This is a genomic window from Paraflavitalea soli (assembly GCF_003555545.1).
In the GTDB taxonomy this organism is placed as follows: domain Bacteria; phylum Bacteroidota; class Bacteroidia; order Chitinophagales; family Chitinophagaceae; genus Paraflavitalea; species Paraflavitalea soli.
Window position 1 is genome coordinate 5,118,934 of the sequence record NZ_CP032157.1, and the last position, 19,507, is coordinate 5,138,440.

Sequence of the window (19,507 nt, forward strand, 5' to 3'; positions counted from 1 at the left end):
ATTTAAATTCTATTAATTGCGGTTTTTTCTTTTTCCTTTTCTTTGAGGTAATTGCCCCGGCCTACTACCAGCACCGATGCCAGGATGACCAGGATACCAACAATAATGGTAGTCTTCGTCTTGCGGCTTACGCCTTTCCATTCATTGAGCGCCAGGCCCCAGGCATTGGCCACGAGTATAATAAAAGCCATGTGCAGTATCCAGGAGCTGGCGCCATTGCCCAGCCTGCTTTCGCCCATGCCATAGAAAAAGAACTGCAGGAACCAGGTAGTGCCCGCTATAGCCGAGAACAGGTAATTTTTGGCCAGCGGGGTCTGTTTATTCGTGTAATCTTTAAAGGTCTTGTTGCGCGCATTGAGGATCATACACCAGATCAGGTTGGTGGTAAGCCCTCCCCATAATAACACCACATAAACCACATTGTTTCGATACAGGAATTCCCCTTCGCCCGGATGCGCCGCTTGCCAGGCCGTATTGGCAGTAGCCGACATGGATGATCCCGCTTCAATACCAAAGCTGAAGCAGGCGCTCAGCACACCCGATATGATGGCCACCAACAGGCCCAGGCCCAGCTTGAATTCCTGGTTAGCTCCTTTGGTATTGCCTGCCAGGTCTTTATCTTTCATGGCCCCGGCTTTGCCGCAAATAATAATACCGATCACACATACCAGCAGTCCCAGCAATACCCATTGCCCCCAACGTTGGGAGAACAGGTCGGTAATGGTGTCTTTGCCGGCCTGGGGAAAAAAATCATAGTATATAGAAGGAATGATCGATCCGAAAATGGAGCACAATCCGAGGATGATGGAACTACCCAACGATACACCCAGGTACCGTACACCCAGCCCATAAGTAAGACCGCCAATACCCCATAGTACCCCCATGATATAGGTCCATTTGAGCACTGAAAAATCGGTTGAGCTAATAATGCTGCCAAAATCGGGGATGGTGAGATAAGCAGCCAGTGGCGGAACAATGAGCCAGGAAAACAGGCCACCGATGATCCAGTAACTTTCCCAGGCCCAGCCTTTTACTTTCTTAAATGGTATGTAGAAACTTCCTGATGCAAAACCTCCTATGAAGTGGAATATAACGCCTAAGATAGAACCCATGAGTTAAAAGTTTTTTCAATATGGCCTGGCAAGAAATGATAAATATGTGATTAAAAGTAGACGGATTCAGCTAGTCGGCCATCATGTACTATCATGGTGGCGAAGTACTTGTTAACCACTCAAATATCCCTCATGCAATCGTTGCCGGAGATAACCCGGGAAGGTGCCGCATTTTTTTGTAGGTTTGACCATTAATGAGTTAACGAATGCCGCTGTGATGAAAAAGCCGCCGATCTACCAACACCTGTATATTGATTATCATTCTGCTACCCCCAAGTACCTGCAACTGGCCAATTCCATTGTGAAGGCTATTGCCGATGGTAAGATAGCTAAAGATGAAATACTCCCCTCGATCAATGAGTTAAGTTTTGAGTTCGAGATCTCCCGCGATACCGCGGAGAAAGGATACAAACACCTCAAGAAAATAGGCGTATTGGGTTCGGTACCCGGTAAAGGTTTTTTTGTGAAGACAACCGAGGTCAATCACCAGTTGAAGGTATTCCTCCTGTTCAACAAACTAAGCTCACACAAAAAGATCGTGTACGATGCTTTTGTAGCCGCCCTGGGTGAAATGGCCAGCGTTGATTTTTACATCTACAACAACGACTTTGCCTTCTTTAAAAAGCTGCTGGAGAACAAGAAAGACGATTATACCCATTATGTGATCATTCCCCATTTTATGGAAGGAGGCGATAATGCCCACGAGATCATCAACATCATCGACAAGAGTAAACTGATCCTGCTCGATAAGCTGGTGGCCGGCGTGGGGGGTGAATATGGCGCCGTATATGAAAATTTTGAAAAGGATATTTACAATGCCCTCGAACAGGCATTGCAGCAATTGAGCAAGTACGATACACTCAAGATCATTTTCCCTGCCTATACCTATTTTCCGCAGGAGATACTCAAAGGCTTTTACCGCTTCTGCAATCAGTATGCTTTTAACTACAAGGTGGTGCATAATATAGAAGAAGAACCCATACAGGAAGGGGAAGCCTATATCAACCTTATGGAGAATGACCTGGTGACCCTCATTGAACGCATACTGGCCACCAAATTAAAAGTGGGCAAACAAGTGGGCGTGATCTCTTACAATGAGACACCACTGAAGAAGATCATCCTCAACGGCATTACCACCATTTCCAGCGACTTCCAGATGATGGGCGAAAAAGCAGCCCAACTGATCCTGGAGCGATCAACCGAGCATATTGCTATTCCCTTTTACCTCACCTTAAGAGCATCCTTGTAACAGGCCCTTTTCAGCTCCTCCACTTCTGAAATAAAAAGGACCGGTCCAAAAGGACCAGCCCGTGTATAGCTCTGATGTGATTGAAAAACTTGCTAATTTTTCTTAGCCCACCACAATGGTGTGCGTACATTATCAGCTCCTCCCAGGAATTCAAGCGCCTGGGCATAACCCTTGCTGTTGGTGTTCTTCAGCGAAGACGGGTAAGCCAGTCTTTGCGGGAAGAACTTCACGTTGCTGGTCATATAATTGCCTGAGGTAAGATCGGGCAGGTTGGGAAGCGGATTTTCGATGGTTGGATTCTCAATGAAGGGCAATCCAAGCCTGCGGAAATCATTCCAGCCTTCCAGCGGCGTCCAGGGCAATTGAGCAATGTACTTCTGTGTAATGATCTTGGTAAGCAGGTCATTTCTTACTGCACCATTCTTATACAGGCTATTAACCGGGTAAGCGATGGCAGCAGTACCTGGTGTATTTGTATAGCCGTCTACATAGTCCACATTATAAGTGGCGCCTGGCTCTGTTACATGGTTCCAGCTAACAGAAGTACCGGTTCTGCCGAAATCGGTAGATGCTTTGTAAGCCGTTCCAAAATTACCTACACCCCAATAATCGAGGTTTAATTGAATACCGGTCTCATAAGCATCTTTGCCCGTTGTAGGTACTGTCCATCCCCTTACCGCTGCTTCGGCAATCAGGAAATAAGTTTCCCAGGGAGCAAAGAAGATACGTTTGGCCGTACTGCCCCTGAATTTCATAGAAAGACGGGGAGCTGCGCCAGGCCATCCACGCCATTGGTTGCGGGTACCTTTTACACCCCAATCGCCACCATTCGAACCATTCCAGGTAAACTTGCCTTCCAGCGATCTTACCACTGTATTCGTGGCACTCATCAGATCACGCTTGGTTGTTTCCCAGCTGGGCTGATCATAAGAAGGATATTTGGCAAAATCGGGGTTGGTAAAATCACCCGCCAATATAAAGGCTTTGTAAGCCCGTGGATCGATCGTATTGGGCAAACCATCCAGCCAGTAACCGGCATAAGGCTCATTGTTCATCGTAGAGAAATGGTCTGTCAGCTTTAAACCAGCATAATTGGCAGGCTTGATCATCGGCAGCAAGGAAGCAGGTAACTGGTCGGCGCTCTTGATACCTCCAAGACCGGCTAAGATATTCTCCATGGTGGTAGAAAGTATCTGTGCATTCCACTCACGGCTCATCACACCTGTAAGGGCATCCCAGCCTGGCTTCTCCTGCACCTGGAAAGCATGGTCCATAGTGGTGATCAGGTTGCCCGTTACCGCTGCTTCAAATTCCGCTTTTGCCTTAGCTGCATCTACCTCCGACAAACGCATAGCAAGACGCAGGCGCATGGAGTTAGCATATCTTTTCCACTTGTCCCAATTGTATCCAAAAGCAGGGTCCAGCTTCTCCAGGCCCGCCGCATTTACTACCGTAAGATCCAGTTTGGAAGAAGCATCTTTCAATTCATCCAACAGGAAATAATACACATCCTTTACGGAAGAGAACTGGGGATTCACACCCTGAAAACCATTCAGCGGCATAGGTCCAAAATTATCACTCAACTCACTCATCAGGTAAGCGCGCCAGATGCGGGCTGCCTGTTTGAGATTGCCCGTATACGGTTTGATATTATTGGCTGCAATCTTTTCATCAGCCACCTGTATCGCTGTATTGGCATGGTTGAGCCACTCAGAAATATAACGGTAATAGTCCGTGCTCCATCCATCATCCGGTGTGCCGGAAGAAATACCGCCACTCAAATGCTGGTGACTGGTCGTTTTCCAATACAACACAAATACGCGCTCCGCAATATGCGGGTCCATTTGTGCCGAAGTAATTGAATTATTCAGAAAATACTCCACCTGTACCTGGTCGGCACTGGCGTCCTTAGGACTCATATTGATGTCCTCAAATTTCTTACAGGAAGCCAGCAAAGCGATGGCCGACAGCAGCAATCCTGATTTTATGGTTAGCTTTTTCATTGTAATGCAGTTTGAAATTTAGAATGTAAGGCTCAGGTTGAACAATACTGTACGTGTAGTGGGCGGGCTTACGTTTTCGAAACCAACCGCATTGGTACCCGTAGCAAATACTGATTCAGGATCCAGGCCATTCATATGGCTGGAAATAAGCCAAACATTATTGCAGGATACACCGATCCGCGCACGTTGAATAGGTGTTTTAGACAGTATTTTCAAAGGCAGATCATAGTTGAGCTGGATATTGCGGATGCGCACATTGGAGGCATCATACATATTAAGCTCTGTAATACCTGCATTGCCCAGGTTGGTTACCTGGCTCCAATATAATTGCGGAGATACTGCTGTAGTGTTTTTCTTATATCCGGTACCATCAACCACTACGCCGTCAACGGTGAAGTTGGCCCTCTCGCCATTTACCACAGTAGCTGCTGCTGTACCGGCACGTTGCATACCCACTTGTGTGGCAGAGAAGATCTTACCACCAAAACGTGCATCTACCAGTACACCCAGTGTAAAGCCTTTGTAGCCGAAAGTATTCGTTACACCCAGCAAGCCTGTAGCCTGTTGGTTACCCAGCCGCTGATTTTGAAGTCCGGCCTGTGGCAAGCCTGTACCTGTAAGGATCAGCTGACCATAGTATTCACTCTTTGTATCCGTTACACGCAGGAAAGTACTTCCATAGATCTCACCATACAATTCACCCTTCACCGCCTGTACACTCACCGCATCAAAACCGCCCAGTTGGTATTTCGATACACTGTCCCTATCTGAGATCTCTTTTACTACGTTCCTGTTGCGGGAAAAGTTAGCAGACAGGTTCCAGGTAAGGCCTCCGGGATTGTTCAGTATTCTTGCGTCCAGCATCACTTCAAAACCACTGTTCTGGATATCACCCGCATTGATCTTCCGGGCAGTATAACCACTCATAGGGTCCATCGGCAGATCAATCAGCTGGCGGGTAGCATTTGATTTGTAATAGCTGAAATCAAGTCCGATCCTGTTGTCCAGGAAACGCAGTTCAGCACCTAACTCGCTTGATTTGATCAGCTCGCTTCTTACATTTTTATCAAACCTGGTAGCTTTTCTGGCAGCCACGGTATTCTGATTGGGATCGTTGCTGATGGTATAGGTATTGTACAACTGGTAGGGTGCCATATCATTACCCACGGTAGCATAGGAAGCACGCAGCTTTCCATAAGTGATCCAGGAAGGCAGTGTCTTGAAGGATTCAGTGAACACATAGGAAAGGCTCACCGAAGGATAGAAATAAGACGCATTATCGGGATGCAGCGCAGAAGACCAGTCGTTGCGGAAAGTGGCATCCAGGAACAGGTAACCATCCCAGTTTACTCCCACCGTACCATACACTGAATTGATCCGGCGTTCGCTATAGGTGTCCGTAATGACAGGCGTACCTGTTCCATTAGTAGCAGAGAAGAGATTGGGTACTTTCAGTTCACCCGCATTCACGCCTACATTGGATGATTTTTGCTGCATCAGGTTACCACCTACAGTGGCAGTACCGCCCAACTTGCCAAACAAATTGTCTTTCTGGGCAGTGATCAGTGTGCTGTAGTTGAATTCAGAATAAGTTTGTTTACCTACACTGAACCGGCCTGTAGTAGTCAACGGGCTGCCGGCATATACTTTACTGTTGTAATTGGTAGTATACATATCAGCACCACCTTTTACCTCCGCATTCAGCCAGGAGGTAAAATTGTATTTCAATGAACCCGTCATGATGAAACGGTCGCGTGCGTCATTATTCAGGTTGTACTTTGTATTCCAATAAGGGTTTACACGGTTGCTTCCATCATACCAGATCATGGCGCCAAACTGGTTTACCGGGGGATCAAACTGTGTTACATCCAGTGAAACAGGCAGGTTATACAACAAAGCCGGATAGTTGCTCGTGTTCAGGCCCGCCACAGGCCTGTTCTTCGCATTGGCGTTGGAATACTGGATCTTGGTATCCGTAGTCCACCGGTTGTCTTTACCAAATTTGCTTACCGCGCGGGCAGTCAGGTTCACACGTGTGAGCTTTGTACCCGGTATCATACTCTTGTCATTCAGGTAATTCAAAGAAGTATAGATAGAAGTACTGTTGATCTGCTGCTGGAAAGAAACGTTGTGGTTCTGCGTAAGGCCATCTCCAAAAAATGCTTTCACATTGTCATAAGCCTGCATTTGCTCGCTTTGTCCTTTCCAGTTCGTTACTGTTTGCCCGGTGATCTTAGGTCCCCAGCTACCCGAAGCAGTAGGAGCAAAAGCGCCATCCGATCCCATACCAAAAGTGGTTTGACGATCAGGATGCGTGAAGATGCTTTCCACACCCAGTGTAGAAGATACCTGGATACCCAGGCCATTCTGTTTACGGCCGGTTTTGGTAGTGATCAGGATCACGCCATTACCTGCACGGCTACCGTAAAGGGCAGCGGCAGAAGCGCCTTTCAATACTGAGATGGACTCAATATCACCGGCATTGATATCTGCCAGGCCATTACCCATATCCAGGCCGGGGTTGAAATAATCGTTGTTAACAGCACCTACAAAATTGTCAATAGGAACGCCATCTACTACGATCAGTGGCTGGTTCAGGCCCGTCAGTGAAGTATTACCACGCAGGTTGATCTTGGAAGAACCTGCAGGTCCTGTACTGGAGCGGATCACCTGCAAACCAGCTACCACACCTGTTAAGGCATTGGTAAGGTTGGGTTCGCGGGCATCCAGCAGGGTAGTACCTTTTACTTCCTGTACTGCATAACCCAATGATTTTTTCTGACGTTTGATACCGAGGGCCGTTACCACTACCTCATTCAGATCGGCAGCAGTAGGCTGAATAATAAGATTCAGCGCGGAAGAAGTGCTTGCCGGGGCTTCCAGCGCTTTAAAACCTATGGAGGAGATCACCAGGGTGGCGCCTGATGCAACCTGAAGGCGGAATGCGCCTTCTCCATCCGATAGGGTTTGATTGGTCGTTCCTTTTTCAACTACTGTAGCGGAGGCTACCGGGTTGCCACGGGGATCCCTAAGGATACCTGACACCCATTTCTTTTCCTGTGCACTTACGTTGAGGCTACACAGGGCCGCAAAGCATAATAGCAGCGACAGGCCAAGCAATTGTTTCATTGCAGTTTGTTTTGTTTTGTTTACTAATTCAGATACTAATTCAGAACAGGTCCAGATACTAATTTAGATAGGGGATCATGCCCCATTATTCAGGCAAATAGGAGCTCTTGTTTTTTCCGGTGCATAGGAATATCATCAAAATGTTCCATCACCAGGGCTGCGGCGCCCAGGCGTTCTGCATGATAGCCAAGCGGTGAGATCATGAGCTCAATGTTCTCTGCAATCTTGGGAATGCAGTGTTCATTGAGCGCTTGCTGCACAGGCGCCAGCCAAAGCCGGCCCGCCAATGCACCTCTTCCGCTCAGCACGATCAATCCGGGATTCAAAATGTGGATAAGGATGGCAACACCCCGGCCTATATGGTAAGCAGCCTGCGACAATAACTCTACTGCATACTTGTCGCCCTTTACGGCAGCTTCCATAATGACTTTAATGGTGTCTTCGAGATGTATAGGAGAAAGATTCTTGAGGATGGAGGTTCTTCCTTCATTCAAACCATGGATGGCTTTTTCAGCGATCACCTGCAGGGAGGTTTCCGTTTCCAGGCAACCCATTTTGCCGCAGTTACAAATTTTGTTATTGGTGAACAGGGGAATATGGCTAAACTCACCGGCAAAGCCATTTTGCCCCCTGAACAGGCTTCCATTCAATATCATGCCCAGCCCAATGCCCCAGCTAATATTGATCACCATGGCATTCTGCCGCTGGCGCGCTCCACCCAGCTTCCATTCGGCAAGGGCTATTAAACTCGAATCGTTATCTATTAAGACCGGCAAGTTGGTAACCGATTCAATATAGCTGATGATGTTATCCTGCGCTGTATTTAGAAAAGAGTGATTGATGCCTTTATGACCATCTACAAACCCTGGCATACCGATGCCGATACCTGCAATCTTATCTTTTGGAATGGCCGACCGGAGAATAAACTGGCTGAGGTGCTGTCCCAGTTCCCGGAGCGCATGGGGATTACCCTGCAGTGATAATTCTATCCGTTCTACTTTGTCCACTACCTGGTTGGCCATATCCAATATGCCAATATGGGTAATGAACTGATCCATGGCCACCGATACTACATACATATTATCAGGGGATAGAGAATAGACTTGTGGACGGCGGCCTCCTGTGGAACTGGCATGGCCAGATTCCCGCACCACTCCCTCCTCTACCAGTTCGTTGAGTGCACGGGCGGTATGGGGAAGGCTTTTATCGGTCAAAAGACTTAACTCGGCACATGACAGCTTCTCGTTGAAGTATAAGTGCTTGATTAACGACTTTTTATAGAGGGTCTGTTTCTCGGACACTTGCTAAAGTTTTGGTCAGGCAATCTATTGATTAGGAAAAGATACAGAACTTTTTAAAAAAATAACATAAGTTTCATAATTATTTTAAGAACTTATCCTGAGCCACCCCTAAAACACCCGGAAAGCCAGGATCACAGGAGGCCATTTACAAAGAAAGCAGCCGTGGGAGGGCTGCTTTAAGCAACTTCTACTGCCCTCTTAGTAGGGTTTCGTATAGACCAAATTCGAGGATAACCTGTAGATAAGCCGTAGATAAGCTGTATATAAGCCGTAGATAAGCCGTCCTTTTAAGAGACGGCTTATCTACGGCTTAATTATTGGTCGTTTGCCTGTTGAATACTTATTATTAATGAACAAGGTCCGGTCACGACCCTTGGTTGATCCGGCTAAGGTGCTTGTATGGTCAAAGGAAAGTTTACCAGCGAACGCGGGACATATTGCTTTGACCTTCCCGCAAAAACCGATACCCTACCATCAGCTCATGGCTTGCCTTACTATAAGACGATCTTAGTTTATTAATGCTCCAATCGTAGTTATACCCCACCAGGATAGCGGGTGTAATATTTAATCCAAGACTTCCACCGATGGCATCTTCCATCCGGTAAGAGAGTCCCATCCAACAAATGGTGCGATACCTTAATTTGGCCGAAACATCATAACGCAGGGGGTTGGCAAAATCCGATTTCACGATGCCCGACAGCCATAGGGCCATCCCTTCCTCATCAAGATCAAAACAGTAACCTCCAGCGGTCAATAGCTGGGGTTTGTATTTTGACTGGCTATGTATTACATCCACAAACCTGGAAGGCAGTATCTGGATCAGGGAGGCGCCCAGAAAGAATTTTCTATTGCGCAATAGTAATCCGGCATTGAGATCGGGTGAGTATTTTTTGAGGATGGCCGCCTGACCGGTAGCCGCCGGATCATAAGGTTGATCAGGATAAATGCTTTTTGACACATCGTACCGTACCTGTTGCATCCCCCCCGAAACACCCATCGACAAAGCGAGGGAGGAGGATAAGGGCAAGTGATACGCATAACCCAGATTCAAATTAATAGTTGAATAGGGCCCTATTTTATCCTGGAACATATTAAAACCAAGGCCATGGCCGGCAAACAGTATTTCATTGTTTTCTACATCATACGCCTCCCAGGACGGTTGATTCCTGTTCCTCACGGGCAGCGTGCCACTGATCCAGGTAGTAACCGGAGCGCCATCAATGCCCGCCCATTGTTGGCGTATGCCTGATTGTACCTGTCCGTAGCCCTCCAATCCAAAGGCAGCGGGATTCAGGAAAGTATAATTCACCATGTACAGCGACTGCTGTGGCCGGGTTTGTGCCTGCAAACAGTTAGCTGATGTAATCAGTAATACTATAATAAATATTCTCATATCGGTAGCATTAGGTAGTGATAACTTGCAGCACTTATCTGATCAGGTTGAGCCATCCTTTATAAGGTTCAGCGCCTGCACTGGTACGTACAATATAGAAGTATACGCCCGCCGGTAATGACTTGCCATTGATCCTGCCATCCCAGCGAGTGAAATTGGTGGCTTCAAAAACTGTTTGCCCATCGCGGTTAATAATGGTTACGATGGCATTGGGATGATTTTTTAATTCAGGGATCGTCCAGTAATCGTTGATACCATCCCCATTGGGCGAAAAGGTATTGGGAATACTTAATGGCTGTGGTCCTATATGTGTGTCGAATATTTCCTTGCAGCCTGCATCACTGGTTACCGTTACGCTATAATCACCAGATGATCTCACTACAATGGCCGGTGTGGTTTCGCCCGTATTCCATAAGTAGCTATCGCCCGTTGGGGCCTGCAAACGCCATGACCTGGTTACACCAGCACCACTCATCGTTTGCCCGATCGTACCGGCAGGCAGCGGATGAACAATAAGTGAAAGGGTATTACTGGCCGGGGAAATGCATCCTGCTGCACTAATGGCCTTAGCCTGATAACTGCCGCCTTTTCCGGTAGTGAGGGTATTGCCATCCCCACCTGTTGACCAGCTATAATCTGTTGCATCAGGCGAAAGAGCCGTATAGACTACTTTTTCCCCTTCGCATATCTCTACCTTATTGTTTTGCTCTTTGATAAAGGGCGCAACCGGTGTAGGATTGACCAACACCTGGGTAGTGGCAATTTCGGACCGACAGCCGTTTAACGTGGCCATTACCTGGTAGGTACCCGATGCTGCAGGTAATGCCTGGACAATTCCCGTTGTTTGGGAGGCAGCAGTAAAACCCGCAGGTCCGGTCCAGTTATAAGTAGCACCCGGTACATCAGTAGCGGTTAGCTGTAAGGGAAAACCTTCGCAGACCGGGGTATTGGCACTGGCCTGCGGCATCACAGGTTTAGGTTTCACCAGCACCGCCAGGCTGGCTGGCCGGGCTGAACAATTGCCAATGGTGGCAGTAACCATATAATTGCCCGAAACAGCAGGTGTGGCATGGGTTATACTGGGATTCTGTGCCAGGCTGTTAAACGCTGCTGGACCAGTCCAGCTAAATGAAGCACCCAATGAAGAGGTAGCTGCCAGTTGCAGCGTTTGTTCTTCACACAGCGGCCCATTCCAGGAAGGCTGGGGAATAGCCGGTGTAGGATTTACTACCACCTCAATTTGCTGCCGCGCCCCTTCACAACCAACAGCACTCATTTGGCTGGCATAATAAGACACGCTGCCTGCCTGAGCGGTAGACGGTACAGGCGCTATGGTATTGGCAGAACCATTAACCGGCTGCGTATACCATTGTAATGCATTGCCGGTTGCCACCAGTGCAGTGGCTATTGCTCCTTCGCAATACACTACAGGACTCGCAGCTGTGGGAGGTGCTGGTAAAGGGTTGATAACAACATCCAATTGTGAACGGGGACTTTCACAGCCAGCTGCGCTGGATTGACTTACATAATAAGGTGTGGTACCCGCAACTGCAGTGGATGGCACTGGTGCTGCGGTACTGGCCGGGCCGCTGGCTGGCTGCGCATACCATTTAAGAGAAGTACCCGTGGCAGTGAGCGCAGTGGCTGTAGCCCCTGCACACCAGGCAACGGGGCTCGTAACACCAGGAGCCTGGGGATTGGGGTTGATAACTACATCAATTTTTCTGCGTGCACCTTCACAACCCGCGGCACTCGTTTGGCTCACATAATAACTCGTAGTACCACTTGAAATGGTAGCGGGCACCGGAGCTGTAGTGCTGCCCGTACCTGTGGCCGGATCAGTATACCATTGCAGGGAAAGTCCTGTGGCAGTAAGCGCCGTAGCCGTAGCACCTTCACACCAATTAACAGGCGAAACAGCAATGGGGGGTGAGGGCGGTGCATTTACCACCACATCCACTCTTGCCCGCGGGCCTTCACAACCAGCGGCATTTTTTTGGCTCACGTAGTAACTGGTGGTTCCCGGTGAAGCAGTAGAAGGCACGGGGGCATTCGGATTACCACTCCCGGTGGCAGGGCTGGTATACCATTTTAAATTGGTGCCCGTTGCACTAAGGACCGAGGCCGTAGCCCCTACACAATATTCAATACGATTGGTAACAACAGGAGCCAGGGGAAGGGCATCCACCACTACTTCCACCTCACTGCGCAGGCTGTAACAGCCATTGGAAATACTCAGCGCCTCCACATACCAGGTTTTGGTGGTGGGGGTTGTTGTAGAAGGGGTAGGTACCGGGACGGCCGTACCACCGTTCGGTACATCATACCACCTGTAATAAGTTCCATAAGGCGTAAGGACAGAAGACACATCGTTCTGACAATAATTGATGACATGCTTATTTAAATAGGGTGGATTGGGGGGAATGGCGCCTGTGATCAGCACATTGCGGATCTGGTGCTGACTGGCGAAGCCCCCAATACTGGCAGCAAAACCAAAGTAACCCCGGAAATTGATATTGTAGAAGCCGGCTACAACAGGAGCCCCTCCATCCATAGAAACAGAAAGGTTTCCATTATTATAAGTAAGCACACAAGTATGCCAGTTGCCGTCTGTAACATACGATTGGCCACCCGCCAGGTTACTTACCAGGGTCCCATCATTACCTTCATTATAAAACCAGGTTCTTCCATCAAGTGCATGCAGGCTCACCCGGGGATTATCCGGCCGCATGTCATTATTGTAAGTATCCAACAGGAGTGCAAATCCATTGGCATAGTCGGGCAGCCCAATACTGGAACCATTACCAAAAGCATTGGGCGGATTGACGAGGTAATAAAAAGAGATCCCATCGGCATGCGTAGTACCACCACTCGGGTTATTGATCTGGAAATCAAACGACACAGTAAACTGGGAACATTGGCTCAGGTAAAGGGGCGTATTGTGGTAAACATACCCGTAATAACCGGCAGCACTGCTGTTATTGGTAAGGATCATAGTATTGCCGGCAATACTGGCTGCCCCTCCATAAGTCCATCCCGTAGTGACCAGGGGATTACCCGTTAAGGATACGGTGTAATTATTCTGCGCACTGGCATTGCCAGCCATTAGCAGCCATACATATAGGAAAACACCATAGGATTTGTAAAACGGAGAAAATCTGTTAAAAGGGCAACTAAGAGAAAAGGTGGTTTTTCGAAGGCGCATATTTCAGGGTTGGCAGTAAATACCACAAGAACTGAAAATGTATCCTTTATTGATATACTACCCTCATTACAGGGGGTTACAGACAGCGTTACAAAACGTTACAAACGGCTGGCCCACTCTTCCAGCCTCATTTCTTCCTGTAATCCTGCCTTTTTACGCAGCCGGTGCCAGGTAACGCGGATGGCCTGAGAAGACACCCCCAGGGCGGCGGCCATTTCCTTATTGGAAAAATTCAGCTTGGCCAATGCCATCAACCTGATCTCAGATGGGCTGATGCCAGGTATTTTTTCATTGAGCCGTTGCAGGTATCCCGGATATACCTGTTCAAAAAGTTCCCTGAATCTCCCCCAGTCCTTACCTGTGAGGAGAATACTCTGTTGTAATTCTTCCAGTAACTTATTAGCACCAAACTGCTCTTCGAGGTTTTCTATCAGTTTATTTTTTTCTGCAATATTGCGGGTAAAGTCCTGCAACTGGCGTTGGGCCATGGACAACTCTTTGGCTGTTTCTTTCAGTTGCAGCTCTTTCAGGACCTGCTCCTGCCGATGCAGCCGCCGTTTGTTACGGTAAAGATATACCCCTACCAATACAATAATTATAGCCAGTATCAACAAGCCATTAAACCGCAGGTTGGTTAATTTACGGCTGTTCTCTATTTCGATCAGTTTGGCTTTTTGATCATTGATGGCTTCTTTTTGTAAGGCACGGGTCATCATTAATTCGCGGGAGGCCCGGTTGAGACTGTCCATCACCATCACAATCGAATCGGTATACCTCGCCGCCAGCAGGTGCTGCCCTTTGACCGTATATAGTTTTGCCAGGAGGGGAAACAGGTTTTTATTGCGCCAATACTGGCCCGACCTTTCAACATATTTCTTTGCCTGCAGGGCGGCTGATTCGGCCGCCGCCAGCTTGCCCTGGATGAAATAAATATCCGCCAATGGCATGAGTGAGCCGGCTGCCAGGCCCCAATCCTGGTCCATAACAGCCCGGTTAATACAAACCTGCATTTGAGGAATGGCTTTATCAAAATGACCGCGCAGGTATTCAAGATAACCCAGGTTGCCAGCTACAATGCCTATCCAGGTAGAATCGTTGGCAGGTTCACAAAACGCTTTCAGAAAGTTCCAGTAATACCCTGCAGAATCAAGATTGCCTATTTCCTGGTAAGTAAAAGCCATGGAATTAATAGCATGTTTGTAACTATAGGCAAAGCGGTCTCTCACTTTCATGGGAGCGATGGTGCGATAGTATTGAATGGCTTTCTTATAATCCTTGAAATGAAAGTAAGCACTGCCAATATGAAAGATATGCTGGATCTTATCGGGGAATTCCTCTGCTGATATGGGTTGCAGCAAATGATCCAGTTGCTGGTATTGTTCCAGCGCCAGTTCATAGTTGCCAATATCAAACCAATAATATTCGGCCAGCATATCATGGGCCTTGGCCTCTACCAGTGGAATGCCATCGGCATTGCTTTGACTGATCACCTGTGAAAGCATGTTCAATATCCTGTCTTTTTGCCGGGGATAGCGGTTGCGCAGGTACCAGATCTTATACAGCATGGTTTCCAGTGCCAGCGCCTCATCACCATGTTGTGTTGCAAAAGCATAGAGACTGTCTGTAAAGCGGAAAGCCCTGGCAGAATCGGGTTGGAAATGCACCTCATCGCTTATTTGCCAGAGCAGCCGTTCACGCTGGACATAGGTTTTATGTAACAGGCTGTCAAAGCGGCTTTGCCCTGCCAGGCGTAACCATCCGGCCAGGAGGAGCAACGTTAATAAAAAGACCTGTTTTCTACCAGGTATAGAAGGGGCGTACATACCCGTTAAAGATAAAACAAATAACTCCCCCAATAGTATTGAGCGCCATCAATTGATGCGCACAAAGCTTTTTTCATTTCCCTCGCCCTGGAGCATAAACTGTATCAACCGGCCTTCATCACTTTTAAAACTCAGTTTTACCTTATAGGGTTCCTTGTAATTACCTTCCCCCACCAGCATAAATTCTTTGTTGGCAGGCAGACTGAGCGGCATGGCTTCCACGGGCAGCCATTCTACTTTCCCTTCTACTTTTTCAATACCCGTGAGCGTACCATTAAGTCCTTCATTTTTTACTTCCATCCTGATCTGGTTGGCAGCATAGCTGGCAAAGCCTCCATCTTTCAGGATAGGCCCATCCAGCCGGAATATTTTCTCCACCCGGTATTTGACCCTGTCGCCGGTGATCTCCAAACCATTGAAATCATTGCGCTTGGCATAATCGTTACAAATAAGCCGGGCTGAATCGCCACGTCCAATGGTAAAAGTGGCCAGGGTATTGGCAGGCTCCAGGAAAAGCCTGGCGATCTCTCCGGGCGTATAGGCAGAAACGGAGGTAGTAATATAAGACAGCTGGATATTGTTCTTATCGAGCCCGGTAATACGGGCATACCGGTCGCCATAAGAAGTCACTGGTTTCAAGATATAATAATCATCCAGTGATGGCTTTCTGAATTTAATAGCATTATCCACATAGGCGGCTGCAAATTCTTTTTTGTTATACTGCTCCGACCGGTAATCATCCATCTTTTCGCTGATCATATAACATATACCTGCGAAGGCAGCTATCAAAGGCCCGGCATAGGTATACCAGGGTGTTTTGACGCGCAGGTCATCACGGTTTCGCAGTACATGCATATAGGGTTCGGGCATCTCATACAGTTGGTTATCCTTGCGGAGCGCCCACTTTTTGCCCAATGAAAAACAGGGGATCCAAAATAGGTGAAAGTAACGTTGTCGTACTTCAATTTGGTAACCGGGCTGCGCATTTTGGGAAAGTCCGGCAGCATAGGGATCAATTGATTTGATCCTGAAATGGTTCCAGCCAAAGACGATACTCATAGAATATTCAGGGTTTGGATTAGGTTTTATAACGTAAAACAGCCCTGTGAAATTACCCGGAAGCCCTATAATAAAAGTTGCCGCTACCTGGTCGTATAACCGATAGCGGCAACATAGTATCTTTTATCAGTATATTATTCTACTTTTCTTCCTTTCATTTCCCGCTTCTCGATCTTAAGCGTGTTCAACGCGTTTTTCTTGATCATCAAACGCGCCCCTGAACCGGCTGGCAATATATAATAGGTTTTTCCATCATACCTGATCTCGCCCAGGTCGCGGCCCCAGGAATCAGCATACAGGGTATAGGGTGCACGGCCATCTTTCTTTAGTTTTCCAAAAGTGAGAAAACGTCCTTCCCCGATCTCAAACGCTACATCCATTTTATCATCATAGGCTCTTGTACACACACCCGGGGTATTCTTTTTTAAGGTGATAATGTTTACATATTTCCCATTTTCAAATTTCACAATGCCGGCTGATACCTGGGCTGAGCCGGAAGCTACTTCCCGGCGCAACTCTACATCCCTGTCTACATAGAACTGTAGTTTGGCAACAGGAATATCATTGGCTTCCAGGTTGGAGCGAACAGATGGTGTGAAATACGTTTTAGGGGTACTGCAGGAAGCAAATACCGACACTACTAAAAAGGTAAAGATTACAGGCTTCATAAAATATACAATTAGCAGGTTTGCGATTTAATAAAAATGCACATACAAATGTGCGATGTTCTGACCGGGAAGTCACATCCGGGTTTAATAATGAAACGTTAAACCGGCTGCTGTGAAGATGCTATGTATAGCAGTAATGAAGCATATCCTGTTTATGTCAACCGGCGAAAAGAAAGGGCTGCCCGTAGAAGAGAAAGATTTTCACTGGCGGGGTTTAGGGGTTAACAAAACGGGCCTGATGACGCGCATATAGATATGCATCATCAGGCCCGTTGACTGATACGGATCGTACTAATAATAAGTTAACCCTGCTGCCGCATAGTAGCCGGCCCTTCAAACCCAACAGGGCGTTTATTTCTGCATGTCTTTTCGAATAGCGCGAAGGCGGGCAGTTGGAAGATAGATCTGGAAACCAACGCCAAGCACCAGGTTACTGGATGTTGCTTTACTGCCAAAGCCAATAATACCCTGGTATTTGAGCAGGGCTTCCAGGCCAATATTGGGGGTGATAAAGTATGCCCATCCCGGCCCAAATCCTAATCCCAGGCCATTCGTATTGTCACCTACGGCAGGATTATCGCCCTCAATACCTACGTTGCCTTCTACAAAAAAGCGGGAATGGCCGATCAGGTCATTCAGGTTTTTATCATTGAAATAATACCGTCCTAAAGCACCTACACCGTAAGTGACCCCGGTACCCGCATCTTTAGCCGTGTTGAGCCCTACGGTAAGGTAGGCACCCAAGGCCAGGTTATCCCTGATAAACCAGGCCGCCTTGGGATTAACAAGCATGTTGAAATTACCTCCCGCGTCAAGGCTCAGGTTGAACTTGGCAATGTCTCCACCCACCATCACGTTTCCCGACTGGATCTGGGCGTTAATGGTCTGCTGGGCAACCAATAATAGAACGAAGAATGTAATAATTCTTTTCATGATGTTCATATTTTGGCAATTACATATAAGAAAATTATGCCCGGTCATGGTATTCCACCAGAATGGGGAGGTTTTTGATCAATCAGGGTGCATATAGGGGCAGGTCATGTGGTTAAACATGCACAATGGATGTCATGTATAGTAAAATAGCTACCAACGAATAAGGGACCTTATCAGGCCCCTTATTCGTTAATTGATTAATCGGTTGGGTCTCCGTATTATTTGCGATTGGCTATTTCCAGTGCTTTGGTAGCGGTATAATATTTTGCCAGCATACCCGGTACTTCCCAATCGGGCAGTTTGCCGGCCTTGAGGTATTGCATATATCGTTGCATCACTTCTCCAAAATGCGCTTCATGCCCTGTTTTAAAGCTTTGCGGTATCACCAGTTTCCAGCCATTACCTGCTTTCTCCACCGCGATACCTGCGTAACGGCTTTGCAGTGTATTGATAGCCTGCTGCAATGCCTGGGTATAGGCTTCGTCATTCTTAACAGGCAGGACATACAGGGTAGGTTGATAGTTCTCTGCGGCACCTTGCTTTATTTCCAGGCTGGCCAATGATCCTTTGAGGAGGGAATAATGTGTATCGCCGCTTCCTTCGGGCGCCTTGTAATCCCAGCGTGCGATCATTCTTACATGCACGCCTTTCAGGGTATAGTTCACTTCGCCGTTGGCATGTGTTTGCAAAATGGTATCCTTCGTTACATAGGCCTTCAGGAAATCCGGGAAGCTGTCTTTTTTAGTAACGGCCGTAAACTGAGACAAGGTAACAGGCGTAGGCCAGGTACGGGCTGTATTGATCTCAATATCCTTTTTGTAGTCCAGGATGGTATCCGGAAAACATTCCCATTGCACCAGGTCAAGGAGGTGCGTACCTACATCGGCAATGGCTTCTCCCTGTTGAGCAGGATCAAAGAACCAGGAGGGACGGGTGAGGGCTTTGCCGGAAACAAATTTGTAGAAAAAGTGAACGCTCTCTATCACTACACCGGGATTGGCGGCGGTGCCCTTTTGCTGTTCACCAAATACAGCAGGTATATGGGCCAGTTCTTTCTGCAACAGGTTGGTGATCTCCGAGCGTTCCGTCATAATATCATACAGCAACACCTTTTTGGAAGCAGCGGTGGTGAATGCTTCTTCCAGCAGGCCGAAATTGGCGGCAGTTATCACCATTGGTTTGTCGCCTAATACGTTGAGACCGGCATCAACCGCTTTTTTTATGTAGGTAGTTTTTTGTTGGTTGTTACCTGCCAGCACTACTACATTGCCTTTCTTATCAGCAATCATTTTATCGAGGTAGTCGGCGCCTGTGTACACTTCTTCTTTCCAGTGCGTGGGGTTTTCTGCCCTTTCATTGTATTGTTTGATCAGGCCCAGGTAAGCATCCAGTTCGGGGCCACCGGGCGCATATACATGTACCACCGAGTCAATGTCCGCATTGGCAGTCTTCTGTACCAGGGCAGCATGAAAATGGCCCGGATCAAGTGTAATGATTTGCACGGCTGTACTGTCTGTAGTTTTATCAGTGGGAGTTGAGGGTGATTGGCAGGCTGGAAATAATGCAGTGGCAAAAAGTGCCAGCGATGCCAATGACAAGCGATTGATAATATGTTTCTGCATGGGATAAAAA

The 19,507-nt window shown here is 47.6% G+C and carries 13 protein-coding genes; 2 read left to right on the top strand and 11 right to left on the bottom strand.

The features are described 5' to 3' along the window. Positions 1 to 2 precede the first annotated feature (2 nt). A complete protein-coding gene (rhaT, locus tag D3H65_RS19105; RefSeq protein ID WP_119051840.1) occupies positions 3 to 1,112 on the bottom strand; it encodes an L-rhamnose/proton symporter RhaT in 1,110 nt (369 codons plus the stop codon). Positions 1,113 to 1,275: 163 nt separating this feature from the next. On the opposite strand from rhaT, the gene D3H65_RS19110 reads away from it, so the two are divergent. After that, a complete protein-coding gene (locus D3H65_RS19110) occupies positions 1,276 to 2,361 on the top strand; it encodes a GntR family transcriptional regulator (protein ID WP_245999531.1) in 1,086 nt (361 codons plus the stop codon). Positions 2,362 to 2,453: 92 nt separating this feature from the next. On the opposite strand, the gene D3H65_RS19115 is transcribed toward D3H65_RS19110, so the two are convergent. From D3H65_RS19115 to D3H65_RS19150, 8 genes are all read right to left on the bottom strand, one after another. Further along, the gene (locus tag D3H65_RS19115) at positions 2,454 to 4,364 is read right to left on the bottom strand and encodes a SusD/RagB family nutrient-binding outer membrane lipoprotein (protein WP_119051841.1); all 1,911 of its coding nucleotides are present in this window, start codon (positions 4,362 to 4,364) and stop codon (positions 2,454 to 2,456) included. Positions 4,365 to 4,382: 18 nt separating this feature from the next. Then, a complete protein-coding gene (locus D3H65_RS19120) occupies positions 4,383 to 7,493 on the bottom strand; it encodes a SusC/RagA family TonB-linked outer membrane protein (protein WP_119051842.1) in 3,111 nt (1,036 codons plus the stop codon). 89 nt (positions 7,494 to 7,582) lie between these two features. After that, complete coding sequence (locus tag D3H65_RS19125) at positions 7,583 to 8,794, bottom strand: ROK family transcriptional regulator (RefSeq protein ID WP_119051843.1); 1,212 nt, start codon at positions 8,792 to 8,794, stop codon at positions 7,583 to 7,585. Between the two features lie 415 nt (positions 8,795 to 9,209). Then, entirely contained in the window at positions 9,210 to 10,187 is a 978-nt protein-coding gene (locus D3H65_RS19130) for a PorP/SprF family type IX secretion system membrane protein (protein WP_119051844.1), read from the bottom strand. Between the two features lie 34 nt (positions 10,188 to 10,221). After that, complete coding sequence (locus tag D3H65_RS19135) at positions 10,222 to 13,392, bottom strand: Ig-like domain-containing protein (RefSeq protein ID WP_119051845.1); 3,171 nt, start codon at positions 13,390 to 13,392, stop codon at positions 10,222 to 10,224. A 98-nt stretch (positions 13,393 to 13,490) separates the two neighbouring features. Then, complete coding sequence (locus D3H65_RS19140; RefSeq protein WP_162915720.1) at positions 13,491 to 15,215, bottom strand: hypothetical protein; 1,725 nt, start codon at positions 15,213 to 15,215, stop codon at positions 13,491 to 13,493. A 48-nt stretch (positions 15,216 to 15,263) separates the two neighbouring features. Next, positions 15,264 to 16,274 (bottom strand): hypothetical protein, encoded by a 1,011-nt coding sequence (locus tag D3H65_RS19145; protein ID WP_119051847.1) that lies wholly within the window; start codon positions 16,272 to 16,274, stop codon positions 15,264 to 15,266. Between the two features lie 134 nt (positions 16,275 to 16,408). Then, positions 16,409 to 16,942 carry a hypothetical protein gene (locus D3H65_RS19150; RefSeq protein ID WP_119051848.1) on the bottom strand — a complete coding sequence of 178 codons (534 nt, stop codon included), beginning with the start codon at positions 16,940 to 16,942 and terminating at the stop codon, positions 16,409 to 16,411. 112 nt (positions 16,943 to 17,054) lie between these two features. Between D3H65_RS19150 and D3H65_RS32980 the strand changes: the two genes are divergently transcribed. After that, positions 17,055 to 17,195 (top strand): hypothetical protein, encoded by a 141-nt coding sequence (locus tag D3H65_RS32980; protein WP_162915721.1) that lies wholly within the window; start codon positions 17,055 to 17,057, stop codon positions 17,193 to 17,195. Between the two features lie 98 nt (positions 17,196 to 17,293). Here the strand turns inward: D3H65_RS32980 and D3H65_RS19155 are convergent, their stop codons facing one another. Next, positions 17,294 to 17,875: a hypothetical protein gene (locus D3H65_RS19155; RefSeq protein ID WP_119054570.1), complete on the bottom strand. Its 582-nt coding sequence runs from the start codon at positions 17,873 to 17,875 to the stop codon at positions 17,294 to 17,296. 218 nt (positions 17,876 to 18,093) lie between these two features. Continuing rightward, on the bottom strand, positions 18,094 to 19,497 hold the full coding sequence (locus D3H65_RS19160; RefSeq protein ID WP_119051849.1) for a putative oxidoreductase C-terminal domain-containing protein: 1,404 nt from the start codon (positions 19,495 to 19,497) through the stop codon (positions 18,094 to 18,096). Positions 19,498 to 19,507 lie beyond the last annotated feature (10 nt).